Annotated in this window: 14 protein-coding genes; all 14 read right to left on the reverse strand. The window is 40.1% G+C overall.

Going from position 1 to position 19,617, the window contains the following annotated elements; all coding sequences use genetic code 11:
- Positions 1-379: 379 nt before the first annotated feature.
- Positions 380-628: a hypothetical protein gene (locus FNN09_RS10055; RefSeq protein WP_143302076.1), complete on the reverse strand. Its 249-nt coding sequence runs from the start codon at positions 626-628 to the stop codon at positions 380-382.
- Between the two features lie 148 nt (positions 629-776).
- On the reverse strand, positions 777-3,794 hold the full coding sequence (locus FNN09_RS10060) for an ABC transporter permease (protein ID WP_143302078.1): 3,018 nt from the start codon (positions 3,792-3,794) through the stop codon (positions 777-779).
- Entirely contained in the window at positions 3,791-4,462 is a 672-nt protein-coding gene (locus tag FNN09_RS10065) for an ABC transporter ATP-binding protein (RefSeq protein WP_143302079.1), read from the reverse strand. The genes FNN09_RS10060 and FNN09_RS10065 overlap by 4 nt, the downstream gene beginning before the upstream one ends.
- Before the next feature lie 10 nt (positions 4,463-4,472).
- Positions 4,473-5,666, reverse strand: coding sequence for a PQQ-binding-like beta-propeller repeat protein (locus tag FNN09_RS10070; RefSeq protein ID WP_221932475.1), 1,194 nt, complete (start codon positions 5,664-5,666; stop codon positions 4,473-4,475).
- Between the two features lie 10 nt (positions 5,667-5,676).
- Positions 5,677-6,645 carry a 2Fe-2S iron-sulfur cluster-binding protein gene (locus tag FNN09_RS10075; RefSeq protein ID WP_143302081.1) on the reverse strand — a complete coding sequence of 323 codons (969 nt, stop codon included), beginning with the start codon at positions 6,643-6,645 and terminating at the stop codon, positions 5,677-5,679.
- A gap of 35 nt (positions 6,646-6,680) precedes the next feature.
- Positions 6,681-9,083, reverse strand: coding sequence for an NAD(P)H-dependent oxidoreductase subunit E (locus tag FNN09_RS10080; RefSeq protein ID WP_143302083.1), 2,403 nt, complete (start codon positions 9,081-9,083; stop codon positions 6,681-6,683).
- Position 9,084: 1 nt separating this feature from the next.
- On the reverse strand, positions 9,085-11,022 hold the full coding sequence (locus FNN09_RS10085; protein ID WP_143302084.1) for a PQQ-binding-like beta-propeller repeat protein: 1,938 nt from the start codon (positions 11,020-11,022) through the stop codon (positions 9,085-9,087).
- Positions 11,003-12,307 (reverse strand): 4Fe-4S binding protein, encoded by a 1,305-nt coding sequence (locus FNN09_RS10090; protein WP_143302086.1) that lies wholly within the window; start codon positions 12,305-12,307, stop codon positions 11,003-11,005. Before FNN09_RS10090 ends, FNN09_RS10085 begins: the two co-directional genes overlap by 20 nt.
- A complete protein-coding gene (locus tag FNN09_RS10095) occupies positions 12,308-12,877 on the reverse strand; it encodes a 4Fe-4S binding protein (RefSeq protein WP_221932476.1) in 570 nt (189 codons plus the stop codon).
- A gap of 229 nt (positions 12,878-13,106) precedes the next feature.
- Positions 13,107-14,030: a hypothetical protein gene (locus tag FNN09_RS10100; RefSeq protein ID WP_143302089.1), complete on the reverse strand. Its 924-nt coding sequence runs from the start codon at positions 14,028-14,030 to the stop codon at positions 13,107-13,109.
- 55 nt (positions 14,031-14,085) lie between these two features.
- Positions 14,086-15,507 carry a PQQ-binding-like beta-propeller repeat protein gene (locus FNN09_RS10105; RefSeq protein ID WP_221932477.1) on the reverse strand — a complete coding sequence of 474 codons (1,422 nt, stop codon included), beginning with the start codon at positions 15,505-15,507 and terminating at the stop codon, positions 14,086-14,088.
- A 138-nt stretch (positions 15,508-15,645) separates the two neighbouring features.
- Positions 15,646-16,845: a PQQ-binding-like beta-propeller repeat protein gene (locus FNN09_RS10110; RefSeq protein ID WP_143302090.1), complete on the reverse strand. Its 1,200-nt coding sequence runs from the start codon at positions 16,843-16,845 to the stop codon at positions 15,646-15,648.
- Positions 16,846-17,009: 164 nt separating this feature from the next.
- On the reverse strand, positions 17,010-18,731 hold the full coding sequence (locus FNN09_RS10115) for a prenyltransferase/squalene oxidase repeat-containing protein (RefSeq protein WP_143302092.1): 1,722 nt from the start codon (positions 18,729-18,731) through the stop codon (positions 17,010-17,012).
- The gene (locus FNN09_RS10120; protein ID WP_143302093.1) at positions 18,718-19,614 is read right to left on the reverse strand and encodes a prenyltransferase/squalene oxidase repeat-containing protein; all 897 of its coding nucleotides are present in this window, start codon (positions 19,612-19,614) and stop codon (positions 18,718-18,720) included. The genes FNN09_RS10115 and FNN09_RS10120 overlap by 14 nt, the downstream gene beginning before the upstream one ends.
- Positions 19,615-19,617: the final 3 nt, after the last annotated feature.

Below are 19,617 nucleotides of genomic sequence, written 5' to 3' on the forward strand. Positions count from 1 at the left end.
ATGTGTTTATATTTTGATTTTTATTGCCACTACTTGTCCCGATTTATCGGGATGGAACTCGCCAAAATCAATCATACTCCTGTGTGAGAAGCAATCCTCATGGCTCGTTTCATAGGCAGGGAATTCGCTTTTAAGTATTTTAACCACCTCCCCACTTCGTGGTACTCCTCATTGCCAAGGATGAGAGGGATGAAAAACCGTCCCCTCCTGAATTTTAGGAGGGGTGCCGACAGGCGGGGTGGTATATTAGTTTTAAAAGCGTTTTCCCTGGTTTCATAGGTAAATATTTACACCAGTTAGCTCATATTCTTTTTAACCAAACACTAATCTTGAACCTAAAAATAATAATCAGAGACATGGAACATCATGCAAACAGCAATTAAGAATAGTGGTTCTCAATCTCAATCCTTACTACTTTTTTTACAAATACAAGAATACAAAGTACAAACAAAGCCGCTAAAGTAAAAGCTGTTATCCAGGTACTACTATCCACATTAATGTAATTAACGCCAATACTAATGCAAGCACTTATCAAACCTGTTATGATAGCATACAAAGGGATCAGCATGTTTTCACGAAAAAGCAATGTCTCTGTTTTCTGCTTGTTAAATCCCAGTTGCGCATTCATCTTTATTTCATGTGTTTATATTTTGATTTTTATTGCCACTACTTGTCCCGATTTATCGGGATGGAACTCGCCAAAATCAATCATACTCCTGTGTGAGAAGCAATCCTCATGGCTCGTTTCATAGGCAGGGAATTCGCTTTTAAGTATTTTAACCACCTCCCCNGTAATTAACGCCAATACTAATGCAAGCACTTATCAAACCTGTTATGATAGCATACAAAGGGATCAGCATGTTTTCACGAAAAAGCAATGTCTCTGTTTTCTGCTTGTTAAATCCCAGTTGCGCATTCATCTTTATTTCATATTGACGAACACTCAGGTTTTTACGCACAATAATTCCAAAACCCATTATTCCAAGCAATATACCCACACCTCCCAAAGTCATGAAAATGGATAGATACGTATCGGTCACACTATTAAACTGAGCCATGCGATTATTCGTCGTCGTAACACGAATGCCATATTCATGCAGGGCTTGCGATAACAGCGTTTTTACTTGTTTGGCTATATTAGGTTCTACGTCCAGCAGAAACACTTCGCTTCCGCTTATATCGGGCCATATGTTTGAAAAAAGCTTCTTATCCACTAAAATATTCCCCTGGAAGATGGTGTTAGGCATCGTCCCGACTAAGCGAACAGCCACTTCCTGGCCGTTTGCAGCCGTGTAATAAATAGTATCACCAAGATTTTTGACCAGACTCCACTGCAACACGGTGGCATCAATCAACGCAGGATAAACACTGTCTTTATCACTCTGTAATTGCTCAAGTAAATTGGCTTTATCGGCCGAATAAATATTATTTTGAAAGCCAAGCTCACTATTAAATAAAGCTTGCATATCAACACCCAACACAGATGGAGCACTAACTTTATTCAGGTTTAAACAGCTGGCTTCGTCGGCACTATAACGCAAGCATTGAAGGATGGAACCATCAGCATTTAAATCCTGAAGGTTTAGTTTTTCTCGACCATAAACAGTGTTAAAATTGTGGTAAACAGGTATAGAGCTTTCGCACCATAGAGCATATCCTCCAGTTGCTTCTGACCGCTTGTCTGAGTCATTAAAATCCTGGCGATTGAGACCAACAGAATATATAATAAACACACCTGAAGCCAACAGTAAATAGGAAAGTATAGCCTGCTTTTTATTAGCATAAAGTGTTCGCCACATCATCCTGTAATCGTTAAAATTATTGCCAGATTCTCTCCCATGCCTGCTTATTTCAAAATCAAGCCAAAAGGCAAAGGTGAACATTAACAATACTCCAGTTAAGGCGAAAAGTGTGACTGAGGTGATAAATAACAGATTATAAACGGCAACACAAACAGTAATAAGGCTAAGTGATAATGCCAACCATCTCTTTGCATTAATAGTCATGCGCAGCCGATTCCTTTTATTTGGCTCTTTCTTTAGCTTACTGGCAATAACACGATGTAATATAAATAAGGAGAGCAAAATGCCTGTTACAAACCCATATACAACCGTTAACCAGCTAGGATAAACAGACAAACTACTTGTATGCGTCGCTCCCTGCCACAGGGAATTAAGAAGCCAGATGATTAAACCGGTATATATAAAACCAGCCACCACACCGGCTAAAGAAGCCAAAAGAACCACCGGAAGTGCCTCCATCCATAAGAGCTTACGTATGCGTTTTGTGGTATACCCCAATGCTTTCAACAACTCCAGCTCTTGCTGGCGCTGAATAATCATTTCAGACACAGGTATTACCATTAACAGAATGGCAGAAACAATGATAAAGAAAGCCAAAGCCATAAACAAGCCAGCAAAATCAACTCCGTTTTGAGCAGCATAAAGTGCCGATTCCCTGGGGTGGAAGACCTGCAATCCAAACATGGATGGATTAAGTTTCGTAAGATCGGGATGGCTCCCTTTCACACGAATAGATGTTGCACTGCCATAACTATTTCCCCATTTTTCGCCAATGGCCTCGTAAGATAAAATGGCTTTAGGCGTCGAATGGTGCAATTCCCAATACGCTTCATCTTCAGTAGAGATTAAATCCATATCAATGGGTAAATCACTATCCCACTGAGTACAAGATTCTACATTGGACAATCCGGGGAAATTGGCACTTAAGGTACTGTCTGCCTTTAAAACAGACAATGGCACAATTTTCTTGACTCTTAGCTGTACAGAATCGCTTACCAGCGTTTTAAAATCCGAAGATGTATAGAATCCAATTGTTACCTCATCGCCAACAGAAGCTTTAAGTCTGCTGGCTGAATAATCAGATAAGATAAGCTCATCGGCTGCAAGGAGTTCGCCCTTATAACTATCTATGGCAGTAATAAATGAATAGGGAATGGAATGTATATCGTTAAAAATAGAATTGGCCAGGTACGAGTAAACGCGATTAGATTGGGGGTTATTCTCCTGTACAGTTGTGATGACATCATTTTGAAGGAAAATTCTGTCCGAAGTAATTTCAAAGCCCATCGATTTTTCACGAACCACGATACCAGACAGATGTGGGTTCCAAGCATTTTCCAATTCTTCATTTCTTATATGCCTGTCAGAAAGAATAAGGTTCAGCTTGTTGGGCACTCCCATTGCTTCGGCCAATTCACCACGATTAACGAAGATATTAAATGGTACACTCTGCTCGTTTTTCAGGCTTACATTACCGCCATTATCAACACCCACCACCTCATTTAACTCAAGACGAAGACTGCTGGTGTAATTTTCAGTGACAAACATGGAACCAGAAGGAACCATGCCCTGCGAAGGTAAACGCAGCACAAGGGATTCACCTTCTTTCAATTGCATATCTTCCTTTAATGCCTGATTGATTTTGGCATCACCATTGGCAATTTGCATATCATCAACGCCCCAAACGACAACAGGTATCATTGCGCCATTATGAGAAACAAACCCATTAGAAAGAAGAATTCCTCTGGCAGATGATTCAAATAAAGAGTAATTGGTGAACTGATCTGATAAAAAGGAGTTTTGAGCAAATATAACTGTTTGCGCATCTCCCAATCTTTCATCTACCTGTTTGACCAAACTATTGCGAACAGAGTCGCCTATAACAAGACTACCGGCAATGACAGCTATAGCAATCAAAATGGCGATTGCAATCAGTTTATAAAAGCGGGCAAAGAACACGATGTTCTTTTTTATAAGGTCAATGGTTTTCACTGTAATATCCCGTTTTTAAGTGTGACAATCCGTTTGGCTGCCTTGGCCATGTCATCAGAATGTGTGACCATGATAACTGTTGTGTTTAGCACCTTGTTAACCTCAGATAATAAAGAAACAATGTTTTGTGCGTTCTCCATATCGAGCTGTCCGGTTGGTTCATCGGCTAACAATACCGATGGTTTCATTATCAGTGCTCTGCAAACAGCCACCCGACTCGATTCACCTCCAGATAAACTCTCTGGTAGTTGATTGGCCACATGTTCAATTTGTGTCATCTGCATCAAATAGTGAGCATAATCAATAAACGTTTGAGGTGCAGACGACTGGTAAGCAAGAACTGGCAATAGTATATTTTCAAGAGCTGAATATTGCGGTAACAAACGATGATCCTGAAAAACAAAACCAATTAATCTATTTCTAATCTTATAAAGGTCGGCATTCGTCGAAGTCAAGTCCTCACCGTTTAACAAGTACTGGCCTTCATCGGGTAGCAACAAAGTTCCCAGTATGGATAGCAAGGTTGTTTTTCCTGAACCAGAAGGGCCTTTTACTGAAATAAAATCACCCTCCTCCACTTCCAGATTGAGGCCTTTCAATACGGCATTTGAACGATTATTGCCGTCCGCATAGCTCTTGTGTATGTTTGATAACTTGAGTATAGACATTTTTCAGATTTTAATTAGCTTGACTGCCAAAGCAAAGAAGCGTTCCTTTAACCGTTAGTATCATAAAATAACCACAGATAGCAGCAGGTGAACTAGTTATCCTTTCACCCGTATCGTACTCCCAGAGCAATTCACCATTTCGATTATCAAGAATGGAAACAATCCCCGTTTCTGTGCACACAATTAGCTTATCCTTGCATACCACAGGTGCACTTTCACCAGCATCGCCCTTAAGCATGAATTTAAAATTAATATTTCCAGTTGAACGATCAATAGATACAAGATGGCGGTTACCAGCATAGACGAAAACACTTTGCTCGTTAATGGCAGGTATTGATAGAAAAGATTCATTATCAGAAGCAGGTTGAAGCACCTTTTTATGGTTTTGAATCTTTCCTTTATCTAGTGAAAGATGATAGATATTACCCGCATAATCACCAACATAACAGTCATCTTCATATACGGACGGTGAAGCGGGTATGTATTCATCAAGCTCTAAAGAATCTGTGCTTTCACCTGTTTCACAATTAATAATTCTTAACCAGGCATCACATCCGCCAAATAAAGCATGTTTGTTCCACAATGCTGCGGCTCCATTAATATAGTAACCCGATTCGAAGCGCTTAAGTAAAGAGCCAGTCTGTTTATTGAGGCAATAGAAATAGTTGTCGTAACTGCCAAATACAATCGCTTCCTCCCCTTCATATTGGACAATATTAGGTGATGCTAATATTTGACCAAGGGTTTCATAACTCCAAAGAGTATCTTTCTGTGTCAGTGAAATGGCCGATAGAAAACCGTCAATTCTTCCGATATATAAAACCGAATCTTTAATCATTGGAGTGGCCTCTACCGGTGTTTTAAGATCATAGGAAAAAGCAAGCTGACCATGAATATCCACTCCAGTAATTAAACCCTTTCGGCTACACACATAGCTTGTACCATTATCAATTACTAAAGAAGAAGCCGTACGATGCCCCGTTTTATATGTCCATAACAAGCCAGGCTTTTCGGGTAAGCGTATATCAACTGAACCATTTAAACCTGCATTGGCCCTAAACAGATGCCAATCCATATCACTATCAGTATCGGAATCTCCCGAGGTAACTCCGCACGATGTGATTATTAACAGCAGGATTAAAATACCCAGCATGCTCTTGATGCTATTGGCTGAATCATGTATTAAGGGTGAGCTGTTCTTCATTTTTTTAAAATTAATCTACATTAAGATACAATGCACCTGTAGGGCAAAGTGATTCGATACCATCAGGAACATTTGACTTATTCTCCTCAGGCAAAATGACTTCCATCCCAAAGCCCCTGTCCTTAAAGGTAAAGCCGTTATTACTATTGTAGACACACAAACCACAGCGAATACATTTGGCCTGTTCAAACCATAACTGACCTTTTATATTGACCTTAGTCATTACAGGCATGGCAGAACCCATGTTGTAGCGGGGACGTTTAATTTGATAATCGCCTGCATATTGTCGTAATGAACACCTGCTTCTGCCATCGCAGGCACAATGCAAGCACCTTGATTTGCTGGAGACCGTTTCCTTTAAGCGTTGTTTTTCACCATCAGTAAAACGTCCCAGTTTGGATTGAAACATCTTTTTGTCAATAACAGCATTTTCAACTTCCTTCACTTCTGAAGCATCAAACAACTCCGTTATCTCTTTAATTATTTGCCGTATACTGACAGCCGTATCCACATTTCTGCGCCTGCAAGCTTTTTCACAAGGTGCTTTACAGGTATCACAAGCCAATACGGGTAATTGAAAAGCATGTTTAATAAGTCCCAACGCATCTTCGAACTTATCTTTATCATAGCAGTTTAGCATTGCCTCCACATCCAATCCCTCAGGACACACCAAAGAGCATGGCGCTTCACAATCAGCACGATGGTCGCTTAACAACAAATCAAGAGACATTTTTCGAACGCCTTTTACCTCATCACTTTCGGTATCAATATGCATCCCTTCCGTTGGCAGGGTGGTGCATGATGGTATAATTTGACCATTCGTCAGATTTCGGACGGCACAAACCATACAGGACGATTTATGCACCGCATTTTTTGACCAGCAAAGTGATGGAATGTCAAGACCAATGCGGCGACAAGCCTCAATAATTGTTTCGCCGTCTTCTATCTTAACCTGAATATTGTTTATTTCTATTTGCATATAGTTCGAAGCTTACCAACTTTTTATTATTGGTTTTATTCCTTAACTAATTCCTTAACAGCTCTTTTATCAATCGCATCAAATTCACATACATCAACACACAAACCACATTTAACGCAGTCATTCAATTGAATGCTATGTTTCTCATATGGTTCATATTGAATAGCATCAACAGGACAAGCTTTGGCACATTTGGTACAGCCGATACAAGCATCATTTACCACATAGTTAATCAAGTCCTTGCACTTGCCTGTTTTGCAAACGCCGTTTACGTGTTCCTCATATTCATGGCGGAAATACTTTAAAGTAGTCAGCACCGGGTTAGGCGCTGTTTTCCCTAATCCACATAAGGACGATATCTTTACATTATTCGCTAATTCCTCCAGGGTATCAATATCTTCCAACTTTGCTTTACCCTGGCAGATATTATCCAGGATATCAAGCATTCGGCGTATACCAACCCGACAAAATGTGCATTTGCCACATGACTCCTCACACGTAAAACTTAAGAAGTACCTGGCCACATCCACCATGCAATCACTCTCGCTAAGCACCACTAAACCACCGGATCCCATCATGGCACCCATCTGATTGAATGAATCAAAATCAACGTGTACATCGCAAAGGTGTGCCGGAATACAGCCCCCGGAAGGGCCACCTACCTGAACAGCCTTTAACTTCTCACCACCTTCTACGCCCCCACCTATTTCTTCAACAATCTGATTAAGGCTGATTCCCATCGGCACTTCAATCAGTCCGCCGTTTTTTATCTTTCCGGCTAAGGCAAATACTTTGGTTCCCTTGCTATTCTCAGTTCCAATCTCAGCGTACTTATCTCCCCCATTCCTTATGATGAAAGGAATCTGGCTCAGTGTTTCAACATTATTTACCAGAGTGGGCATGGCATTTAAGCCTTCAACTGCCGGAAACGGTGGCTTTTGTTTTGGAAAGCCTCTGTCGCCTTCTATCGATGCGATTAAGGCCGTTTCTTCGCCACAAACAAATGCTCCTGCTCCTTCAAAGATGGAAATATCAAATGAATATTCAGCTCCAAGAATCCGCTCACCTATTAAATTACGTTCGCGACATAACTCCAGCGCTTTTCTGATACGTTGAACCGCCAGAGGATATTCAGCTCTTATATAGAACAGACCTTTGGTAGCACCAACAGCATAGGCTTCAATGAGCATACCTTCAATGACACGAAAGGGGTAAGATTCCAGTATCATTCTATCCATAAAGGCACCAGGATCACCTTCATCGCCGTTGCAAATCACATATTTCTCAGATCGGTCAGATGAGGCTACAATCTTCATTTTCTCACCGGTAGGAAAACCGCCACCACCGCGCCCCCGAATGCCACTGTCCAGTATATTACTTAATACCTCATCAGCACTATAAGAAGCAACTACTTTTTTAAGCGATTCAAATCCCTTATTGGCAATGTATTCATCTAAATCCAATGGTGCCAGGTAACCATATCCCTCGGTTGAGATATGTTTTTGCTCCGATAGAAAACTATCGATCAGCTCAACGCGTTTATGTTCCGGTTTCCACACCACATTGTCCCAGGTGGTATCAGTATGATAGGTATCTACTCTATTGATGATACTGTTCTTTATCCGCTTAAGAAGACTACCCGACTTAAAATGATGATGTAAAATTTCTTTTATCTCAGAAGCTTTGACATTTGGATAGCGTTTTACCGAACCATCTTGCAACACAACATCAATTAAAGGTACCTGGTTACAAACCCCTACACAGCCCACTGACTTAATATCAATGCTGATACCCAATTCATCAGATTTCTTCTTCAGTTCCAGGTATATATCTGATGAACCGCTAGCCTGGCAGCATGAGCCCATACCCAGACGCACTTCTCCGGCAATGGAATAATTACCTGCTTTATTTTCTTTTTCTTTATTTGTTTCCTGCTCATCCAGAAAGGTGGCAATAACCTCATTGACCTTACCTGGCAGCACATGACCATATATCTTTTCGTCAATCTGTACAACCGGAGCCAGTGTGCAGCAACCTAAACAGGCTACTTTTTCAATTGAAAAAAGTTGGTCTTCAGTTGTAATCGAATCGCCCTCAATTTTCAGCTCTCTGGTGAAGGCATCGTACACATTATTAGCTCCTTTCACGTGGCAGGCAGTCCCCGCACATACCTTTATCAGATGTTGTCCATAAGGAATATGTCTGAACTGTGAATAGAAAGTGGAAACACTAATCAACTGCGCCCTGTCTATTTCTGTTTTTTCATAAATGCGCTCAATGGCTTCAGAAGCCAGGTAACTAAATTCATCCTGAATGGCTTGCAATAAGGGTATTACTACTTCGGGCGATGTTCCAACCCGTTCAATAATGCCATCTGTTGTCGCTATTATCTGCTCGTAGCTTAGCTTATCGTTATTATCACAATTACATCCGCTCATATTAATTAGCCTCTACGCAATAAATACTATTATTCGTTCGTACCACAATTTTACCATCTGTAAAAGCAGGAGTTGCATAGGTCATTTCCCCAGTTTCAAAGGAATCTAACAAAGCAAATTCATCATTGGCTTTGAAAATATGCATCGTACCATCATTGCTTATTAGGTAAATTCTCCCTTCGGCCATTATTGGTGAAGAATAGAACTCTGCATTCGTTTCATGCTCTTTCTTAAGCTCACCAGTCTCGGTATTAAAGGAAGCCACAACGCCATAGCTTGTCGCGATATATAAATTACTTTCAGTGGCGACAGGGCTTGCCACTTCAGGTAAATAGTCTGATGATTCCCACAGAACCTTTCCATCAGTACCATCGATGGCAACCATGGTAGCATATTCGCTGGCACCATAGATAATCCCGTTATAAGAGCATGCGCTGGCACCAACCTCTCCCATTAAACACTCGACACGCCATAGTTGGTCTCCACTAACAAGGTCATAGGCCGTTATTCCCGGATTTCCCATCAGCACTAATTGAGGCTTATTATTGACCTGAGCTATCATTGGTGAACTCCATGAAATTTTATCTTTTCTTTCCTTCACCCATAGCTCATTACCATTCTCGGTATTTAAAGCATACACCTTATGAGTATTGTTATTGTCGTACTGAACAAAAAGGCTATTACCCTCAATGATTAAGGATGAGGCATATCCATAATGGTTGTCGGGCACACCCAGATTCTTAGCCCATAACTGCTTACCATCCATATCGGTACAAACAAGATCTCCAGTACCAAAAATAGCACACACTTGTAGCCCGTTGGTTGCAACCGATGCCGACGCCAAACCGGTATCATCGGTTGTATCAGGTACCTTGGCAGGTGAACCGGGAATATTTGCCACACTTAATGTCCAAAGGTTTTCTCCGGTATTTAAATCATAACAGAAAAGTTCACGGGCTTCTTCATCACCACCTGTTATAAACACTTTGTGACCATTGATAACAGGTGAGCTTTGTCCTTTGCGTGTAACCTTTGTCTGCCAGGCAATATTCGTTCCATTGGCTAAATCCCATTTGACAGGTAGGTTTTTAGCCTCAGATTTGCCGTTGGAATAATGCCCCCTAAATGCATTACTATTGACTCTGGGCAGAGCTATTTCTTCTTTTACCTCATTTGCAGCAGGAGCTTCCTCACTACATACCTTCTCTTTTACTTCTGTGTCATTCTCTACAACCTGTTCCTTAATCACAGGCTCAACTTCTTCTTTTTCGACAGGTTCCGTATTGCTTGTTTCTACTTCACTCTGTACAGCTTTTGTTTCTATTTCTTCAGCACTTGTCTGAGTTTCATTAGCTGTGGTTTTAATTTCACCATTAACCGGTAATGGAGAAGACTCTTGAGCCTCAACTATTTTCTCTTTTTCAGATATCTCAGCCTTTGCAAGCAATTCCTGCTTGTCTTCAGATGCACTGCTGTTGGTAGGCTGCATCAAAGGAATGCTAAATACAATAAAAACTGCAGCCAGAGCAACTAAACTGATACCGGCAAAACCAATATATTTTCTTGCTGAGGACTGAATAGCCCACTCATCAATCGGATCAATTTCCTTATCAGGAATATCTTTGAAACCGGTAAAATACATGCGAATACAAATAAGAAAAACGGCCAGCATTCCCAATAAAAGATAGACCCCGTTCTTTAAATGATCCATATTTAAAAAATAGGCTTTCCGGGCCATCAAATCCAGTTGTCGAATTTGCTCCTGCAATTCAGGATTATTGGCATTTTGGTCATTTAATTGCTTTAAGGTTTCCACCACTACTGACTGAAGCGGCGACACCTCTTTCACCTGAAAATAGTTGATGATGAGCATTATCGACAATGTGACGATAAAAATTGCCGAAACGGCTGCTATGTTTCTATATATTGTTTGTTTCATCTGCTTGCAATAGGTTTTCAGGTATTATAAATGTATTCTTCGGGCAATAGCTAAAGCATTTTCCACATGCTACACAATCATCGTGCTCTATTTCATATTCCTTTCTCGAACGTTTCACAGATAATTTGATTAAGGCAAGGCCCAGAACCAGTCCAATAAATAATCCTGCAATAAGACTGTAAAACTCAAATTTGGCTTTTACCTGATCTACTTCCTGTTTAAGTTGATGTATTTCTCCTCCCAGACTATAGAATGCTTCCAGTTCAATTGGAATTAAGACCTGCGGATTTGCTTCTTGCTCCACTAACATATTGTAAAGCTTCACATCTTTATGCGCCTTACTAAGTCCCGGACTTGCATAATGCATCACATAGCCCGAAGCACCAATCATCAAAGGAAGAAATATAAAATACATGATAAGCCGTTTGACTCCCTGTAATCGCTCCTCTTTTGTTTTATTCTCATATGGTGGTTTTATTGCATCAACAGGACAGGCATTGTGACACAATTCGCAATTAATACAAGCTTGTTTGGTAATTTGTATTTTCCAGATGGAAACCTTTGAAAACAAACTCAATAAAGCACCATAAGGGCATATAAAGCGACAAAATGGACGACCGGTAAAAACGGACGCAATAAGTAATACCACACCAAACAGTATTAAACCAAAGTCTCCACCCAAGCGAAATATTCCAATGAATGGGTCGTATAAACAGATGATAAAGCTGGTGCGTGTTACCGCATATAAAATGGCAAATATCAGATACAGCCAAGGTATAACTTCCAGTACAGCCGTTACTGATTTTGAAAGCCTGTAGTTGCGGATATTCACTAACTCTTGCAAGGCCCCAAAAGGACATACGCCTGCACAAAAAACACGTCCGAATAAAAAAGCAAAGACAATGGGCAGGATGAAAAACAAAAAGACCGAAAGCGGTATAGCATAAGAAGAATCAACAAATGCTAATGCAACATTTTGAATTGAGCCAATACTACAAACACAACCACTGCGAAAGAACCCAAAGTAAGCCACAGATATAATGGACACCCATATAATTGGCTTACGCGTTTGCTTCTTAATAACTGCCCAGGCAACAAAACTCATTAAGCCTACTAAAAGTATTATGTCGATGACTAGCCAAAGCTGTTCATTGGGTAAAGCATAATGTGCATCGGGATACTGATAGCCAGATTCAAAGTCGGGCTTTGGAAACCTGTTAAGGTTTTGTGCACCGGCATTTGCAAATGCTAATATAGATAATAGAAAAGTGCTTAATTGCTTCATTTAATCTTTCAGTTTATAAGCTTGCGCCAGTGGAACCCTCGAAATAGCATCAGAAGGACATACCTTCGCAATCTCACATTCATTGCAATCTGTACACAAATCGCGTTTTATTTGCAGATAGAGTGAGCCATTACCAAAGGCCGTACATCCTTTGACACATTTAGCACAGCCATTGCACAAATCTTCGTCAATGGTATATTCGAAATATGGATCCTCCACAAACTTTCGCTGAATAGCCCCGGTTGGGCACATCAGGTTTTCAGCAGCTGTATTCAAGTCCTTTACATTAGATCGGTAGTAACCGCCACAAAGGTCGCAATAACCGCATATTTTATTGGCATGAATACATTTCACTGCCGACATGGATAATACACAATGTGTTTCACATCGTCCGCAATGTGTACATTTTTGTGGGTCTATCTGCCAGTAATGATCAGCTTCACCATCAACAAACTTATTAATCATCAGTCCACTGGTAGCCAGAATTGAACCACCAGCTACTGTCGTACCCAACATCTTAATAAACTTTCGGCGCTCAATCGGACTCTTTATTTTTTTATCTTCTTTCATAGCCATTAAAATGTTACGCCTTTTCGCAAGGGACAGTCAATTTTGCAAGTCTCACACTTTGAGCTAAGCTGCTTATCCGTACAGTTGTTTGAACTTTTGGACCTGTTTAGCAACAAATAAGCACTTGTTCCTACAATAGCTCCCCCTGCAATGAATGAGCCTGCGACTTCCAGAAACTTTTTTCGCGACATTGATTGTAATTTGCTTTTATTCGAATGCATATAGCTATTTATAAGGACTTTATATTATTCTTTAATTGAAACACCTTTATTTCATTCTTAATGGCCACCATCAACTTCATATCAACAACTTTCAATTGATAAGGCAAGTGTCCGCCTCCCAAAAGCTGGTTGTTGAGTAATAATTTATTCAGATCGCCACTTAAATTGTAACTGCTAATTCGGGGATTGCCCTTCTCTGAAGTGAAGATATTTCCCTCTTGGTCGAAATCTATGTAGGAAGGGTTACAACATCCTGCAAAATAGCCGATATCACCACCCGGCTTGCCAAATGCCGTAATAAAATCACCATCCAATGTATAGGATTCTATCCGGTGCCTACCAGGATTGCTGCAATAAATCGTATCGTTCTTACTGGTGATATCAAAGAATTGACTGGGTATAATAAAATCTACAGGACTATTGATAAAGCGTACAAAATTACCTTCCCGCGTATACTGACAGATATTTTTATTGCTAACATCTGTGACAAATACAAAATCCTTTACAATGCTGAGTCCACAATAATCCGACAAATCGCTACAGGCATCCCACGATAAAAGCAAGTCTCCTTCTAAGGAGTATTGTTCAATAGAAGTAGAATATAAGAGGAAGATGCTCTTACGGTTGATTTTAATGTCGCGTACATTGGATTTTGTATTAAAATCCGATAGTAAATCACCTTGCAGATTATATATTCCTACTTGATTCTCAAATGCCACATAAAAATGTTCATTGAACACATCAAAAGCAATGATACTGTCTTGAGTAGGGATGGTTAAATTATGCTCATAATCACTAGTGAACGAAATTATTGACGGATCTTGTGTTAATACTCTCTCCTCTGTGTTGAAAGATCGAATCACATAGGCTATAAACCCAATCACAATGATGAATATGAAAATATTAACGAATGTCTTTACTGATTTATTCATACGATAAGCAAATTGTCTATGTTTTCATTCTTTTAGTCTCTAAAAACGGCTTCTGCTAAATTATCTTCAGGCACTTAACAATATGTGCATCCCTTATTATCAACATTCCATCGGCATAGGCCATAGGTCCCCAGGCATCTCTGCCATCCATGATACGTTGTTTCTTTACCAGTGTCATCCCATCTGATTCAATTTGATAGACGTATAATTCCCCATCATCCTTCAGAGCGAACAAATAGTCGTTAATCACCAAATATGGTCCCAGGCCAAATTTTTCATCGGCAGCAGATGTCCATAAGGGTGTGTGCAAATCCGATGGCGAATAACTAACCAGCTTACCTCTTAAGCGGCCACCATCTTTAGGCATAACGCTGATCAGTTTACCCTGATGAAAGATTGGCGTTTGCTGTTCACTTGATATCCCTGCATTCGGTTTGTATTTATCCAGAACTTCAGTACTCCACTTATTGCCTGAATTATTCAGCTCAATTAAAACACCTCCCGAACCGTATCCGGCCGTCATATAGAATTGATTATCTGAAATTTGAACAGGAGAAGGTGCGACAACTGAGGGTTGCCATTCATTCATATGCCAAAGAAGACATCCTGTATCTTCCGGCCCTGCTGACACCCCACAAATACCCCCGATTCCAACATACACATAGGTTTTATGATTATCAAATGACATTGGAACCACAGAAGAGTGTGACATCTTATAAGCCGGCGAATTTGGTGTTGTCCAAAGTATTTCACCAGTCAAACAATCCAGTCCGGTCATTAAAACTTCTTTTCCGGCGGGCGCCAGAATCAGCACGCCATCATCAACCAAAGGGCACTGACCGGTATACCAAAACGGCACTTCAGTCGTGTATTCTTTTTGCATGTCTAATGACCATAGCATATCGCCTGATGATGGATCACAACACATCACATGTCCTTCAGGGCCAATGGTAATAATATAGTTCTCGGCAATGAATGGAGTTGTACGCGAGAATCCATGGTTACGTTTAATAGGTACACGATACCATCGTCGCCAAAGCTCCTTGCCAGTCTCCAATGAGAAACAACGCAAAGCATCAGAGCTTAATTTTTCATCGTAATCGAGGAAATAAACCTTACCATTAAATATCACCGGAGAAGCATGTCCTTCACCAGTTTCAACACTCCATATCTCTGGATATAAAGCGGACGGTATTTGAATATCATCCTCGGTACGAATGATATTGTTATGAAGAGGGCCTCTAAATTTCGTCCAATTACCTGATAAGGCAGACGTTTCGTTATCGTACCTCATAAAATATTCACCGATTACAACATCATTTGCAGCACGGGTTTTACCTGCCGGACGATTATCAGCTCCTGGTGCCTGTATAGCGAAATCCAAATTGGCAGGCATTAATTGCCAAGCTGCAATCAGGCTTGTATATACCAACACAGTTACGATGGTAATCGTTTGTATAATCCTTTGTTTATTCACCTTGAATTATCTTCTCTTCGGAAAACCACAATTTAAAATACGGCTCGCCCTATCGTTGGAATATTGTGAAGTATATCGAATACAATTGCGAGCATCTGCCTCACAATTGTATTCGATAATTTCACCTCAACTATTGAATTACTTGATATTATAAGCCATTAAGGTATCACCATGTCTGACAAACAATACGCCATTGTAGATAACAGGGTGTGCCCAATGCTGAGCTGTTCCCATTGTAACAGAAAAACGACTAACAATATCTAGTTTGTCAGGATTTACCTTAGCTAATATAACTTCTCCGCGGTCGGTATACATGTATAGCATTCCATCATTGGAGATAATATTACCCATCGCTAAACCTTTTTCCTGGTATTTAATCTCACCGGTTTTCCAATCTACACAAAACCAATAGCGATTTTTATCACCTGAACCATAGGCATAATCACCAATCTTAACCATCGACCCCATACGGTTATCCAATAATTCAGAGAACCATACTTCTTCAACCAACTTGCCTCCACCAGACAATTTAAGCATTGCCGATCCTTTGCCATATCCACTTGTACAAAGTATCATACCATCGCTGTAAACCGGTGTATTTGCATGAACCGACCAGCGATTTTTCTGCTCTACCGACCATAGTTTAACACCGGACTTGGCATCAACACCAATAATATGGTTGGCTGTCATGGTAACAATTATGTTGTGTTCTTCAATATATAATGGTGAACAATAAGCTGACAAGTCGCCTTCACCAGCCGCGCTCCAAACAAGCTTACCGGTTTTCTTGTTTAAGGCAATTAAATTATGTTTTTCACCACCTGGAGTGGCAATCACCAAATCTTTAACAATTAATGGCGCTTCATTAATTCCCCATGTAATATTCTTACCATCGTATTCCTTAAACAGGTCCTTTTTCCAGACCAGATCAAGTGATTTTTGATTTAAACAATACAAAGTTCCAATTCCGCTTATAATGTAAATTTTACCACTATCAATGGTAACTGTTCCTCGCGGTCCTTCATAATTCTTAGACCATTCGCCACCATATTTAACTTTATCCAATAATTTTCCTGACATATCAAGCACATACAAGTAACCGATGCTATCTGTCATTCCCGTCAGGTATATTTTATCATCATCGATTGCAACGGATGAATGTCCATCACCCAATCCATCATAATGCCATGTTAATTCTGGCCCTTCAGCCGGCCATTGTTTCAATAAGCCTTCTTCGTTGTAAATACCTGTTCTGTCGGTTCCGCGCCATTGAATGTTATCCTGAGCATTCATAAAAGCTGCAAACATCAACAAACATAAGATTAGTACATTTTTCATTTTATCTGGGTTTTAGTAACTGTTCAAAATTTATACTTCATCATTTCGGAGTATTAATAATCGTTTGTCCATTTATACTAATGCTCCTGAGACTATTTTAAACGGTTACCTAGTTATTAATCATTTTCTTATTTCCAATGTTACAAAATACGGTTTTAACTATTCTAATTTGCGTTGGTAATCTTCTTTTTATATTGAGATAAAGCCGTTAATACAAAAGTGATATTGTACATCTCTTCAGAGTACCAAAGTCGTGAGAAATAAAGTCCTATTGGCTCAGGTTTTAACAACTCATTTTGTTTAATCTTTATAAATATATAATCAAATGCTTTATTAAGTATTGCGTGTTCAATGTTTCCAATACCAGATAACGCACTTAGTGCTCTTGCTGTAAAAGTCAATTTTGAAGGAAGACCAATAGCTCCTCCCCATCCACCATCTTCATTTTGAGTACTTATGAGATATGCAACACCTTTTGCAAGCATGTTTTTAGCGATGGGGTGTTCTATATCAGCCAGGTACTCTACTGAAATAGCCGTACCATACACCGGAGCACGTTCATCTTCTGCATCTTGATCTCCAAACCAAAGCGGATACCAACATCCATTATCAGCTTGTTCTATTTGCATCCATTTCAACATTCGAAGCATCCTATCATCACACTTCTTTCGCAGTTCATCAGACAGCTTGTCACGCCATAACTGAAGGGCAAATAATGTATGAGCAGTAATATCAGGACTACTCCGATCGAAAGGTAACTTACCCCAGCCCTTGCAAAACGTCGGTATTCCCCCGTTAGAGTTTTGTAAATGTAATAACCATTCAATGCCCTTGATTACTTCCCTGCTCACTACTCCCTTATCTAATTTATGCAAGGCTACTAAAGCGCCTGCTGTATCATCGGCATCAGGTACAGATCCAGGCAGATTCGTCCACCCCCAGCCACCTTGCCGGGCGCCGGTAAAAGGATGCTGAAAGTTAAAAGCATTTGATTTAATCAAATCAGCGATATGTTCTCCATCTTCCAAATTTCCATCTAAGGCTTTAACACTAAGCGATGTTACCCAAGCCGCCAGATTGGTGTCGATCGGCCACGAACCATCCTCGCGAACAGTATCGCTGAGAAAGCTGACAGCATTTTTAACAGAAACGTGGCTACTATAGCCTGCACCACACATACACATGGTCACAAAACCTGTTAGAGGGGCGGCTTCAAGAAATCCACCATTAGAAGGTTGCAACTTTTGAAGAACTTTTAGTGAGGCAGGGATAAATAATTCCCTCAACTTGTTCCTGCCACCTTTTTTATATCTTAAAATACCAACAGCAATTAATGCGGGTATAGCATAACTGACAACAGGCAACTTAAAGAACCTGAATAGTTTTTGCGGAAAAACAGATACTTCAAAGGGTAATTGAGGGATGTTTTTCCATGAGGTAATTAGTCCCGAAAGCGCACACATAACCAATATTGGAGCAGAAAAAGTTAAATCCTTTCCATAGTATTTTAGTACACCGGTAATTATATGCTGATCTCTTATTCCATTAAACCTTTGCTTAAGATAGTCTTTGGTTTCTTCAGGTGCCTGACCAATAGCATTTAAAGCCGCATAGCTAAGTAATGTTGCCGTCATATTGGATGGACTCTCAATACTGTCGCCCCAGGTACCATCCGGCAGCATCGTACCCTTGAGCCACTCACCAGCTTTTTCAATAATCGCTTGATGCGATTTTTTATCAAACATATAAAGTGCAAACAGAGCAACTGAAGTAGATATGGCACTCGACGATAACAAGCCTGTCCATATATCACCATTCTTCGGGCGTCTTTTCATCAACTCCCTACTTACATACTCTATTGTTTCATTTACTTTATCGTTTTGCATCTGAATTATTTGATTGGGCCGCACCTAAAGCTAACAAACCATAAAAACAATATTCGACGTCACTTTCAGCATCTAAAAGTGTTGCAATAAAACCACCTGATTCTGACCAATGCGCTTCAATAAAGTCGTGTGCCTCATAATTAGGAGACTGCTGGTAGCATCGCAAGATAAATAAAGCGGTAGCTGTGGACAGTAAATCAGGAACTGGTGATGAACCTGTTGCCAGAAAGCCTCCTGAAACATGTTGTTGCTTCTTAACAAACTCCAGGCTATTGTCGAATTGATAATTAGTTATCTGTCCAAGAACAGATAAGGCGGCAGCACTGGCATTGGTAGTTGCAGCACTACCTCCCTTAACATTCATATACCCTCCTTCGTCAAGTTGATATACTTTAAGGGCCCTATTTACATTCTCGCTATCATTGAGCTTGTTACCCGTATCTTCCAACAATGACAACCATATATACTGCGTATAAGGTGCATTAATATCGTCATGAGGTACATTCCTGAATGACTCAAGTGGTTTAATAGTCTGTTTTCTATGAGTCTTCAACCAGGTAAGTAAGCTTCCTTTAGACATAAGATAATGCAGTAGCTGACAACGTTTGAAAGATGCGTAATGAATTAAATCCAATTCATTTTCATTAAAGACGGATAAGTATTCAGCCATTTTTTTTGTGTTCAATTTAATATTGAGCACAAAACACAACATCCAGCCAAAGGCCGTATAGTACATATCTGATTTCCCCGACTTATCTTTGAAAGATTGATCTTCAAGCAATTGCGATTGAATAAATGCAGATAAGTGATTCAAGGCGTCTTCCCCAAGCTGCCTTTTACCATTATTAAGTGTTTCTAATATTTTTGCTGAAATGGAGTGCATTAA

It is taken from the genome of Carboxylicivirga sp. M1479, from assembly GCF_007097485.1.
Classification (GTDB): Bacteria; Bacteroidota; Bacteroidia; order Bacteroidales; family Marinilabiliaceae; genus Carboxylicivirga.